Here is a 1,045-nt window from a genome sequence, read left to right as displayed (position 1 = left end):
CTTTCGATGATATATTGGTCGAGCCATTCATTCCGAACGGTGCGATTGTAGCGCTCAACATACGCATTCTGTTGTGGCTTGCCGGGTTGGATATGGCTCAAGGCGATGCCTTGGTTGGCAGCCCATTCCATCAGTTTGCCACTGACGTATTCCGGCCCATTATCAACACGAATTGCGAATGGTTTGCCGCGCCATTCGATGATCTGGTTGAGGCTGCGGATGACGCGTTCGGCAGGCAGCGAGAAGTCTACCTCAATGCCCAGACCTTCGCGGTTGAAGTCGTCCAGGACGTTCAGCAGCCGGAATTGCCTTCCATCCTCCAGCCGGTCGGCCATGAAATCCATGGACCAGACCATGTTCGGCGCATCTGGCACGGTCAGAGCATCGGGCTTGTCCCGCTTCAACCGCTTGCGCGGCTTGATCCTGAGGTTCAATTCAAGCTCACGATAGATGCGGTAAACGCGTTTATGGTTCCAGTGATGCCCCCGGACATTGCGCAGATAAAGGAAACACAGACCGAAGCCCCAGGTCTTCTTTGCCCGCGTCAGTCCGATCAGGAGATCGGCAATCTGCCCGTTCTCGTCGTTCAGCCTGGCGCTGTAACGATAGCATGTCTCGCTGACCTCGAAGGTGCGGCAGGCAAGCGCAACGCTCACCCCTCGCAACGCCACTGCTTTCCCGGCCATCTCCCGGCGTTGAGATGGCCGTGTCACTTTTTTCCAAGAGCCTCTTTAAGCAGTTCCGCCTGCATGCTCATCTCCGCATACATCTTCTTCAGGCGACGGTTTTCGTCTTCCAGAGCCTTCATCTGACTGATCATCGAGGCATCCATGCCACCGTATTTGGATCGCCATTTGTAGAATGACGCAGTGCTCATTCCATGTTCCCGGCATAACTCGGGTACAGGAACGCCGCCTTCCGCCTGGCGAAGGATGGCAAGGATTTGTGGTTCGCTGAATCTGCTCGTCTTCATTAAAATCTCCTCGATCATATAGCCCGAGAAAATTCTACTTTTGAAGCCCGTTATTTGGTGGGGGGATTACCA

1 pseudogene is annotated in these 1,045 nt (G+C 54.5%); it reads right to left on the bottom strand.

Annotation, left to right across the window (positions count from 1 at the left end):
• A pseudogene (locus CES86_RS00235) lies at positions 1-973 on the bottom strand (IS3 family transposase); the annotation flags it as partial.
• Positions 974-1,045: the final 72 nt, after the last annotated feature.

This window comes from Brucella lupini, assembly GCF_002252535.1.
GTDB classification, from domain to species: domain Bacteria; phylum Pseudomonadota; class Alphaproteobacteria; order Rhizobiales; family Rhizobiaceae; genus Brucella; species Brucella anthropi.
This window is presented reverse-complemented; position numbering and strand designations above follow the sequence as displayed.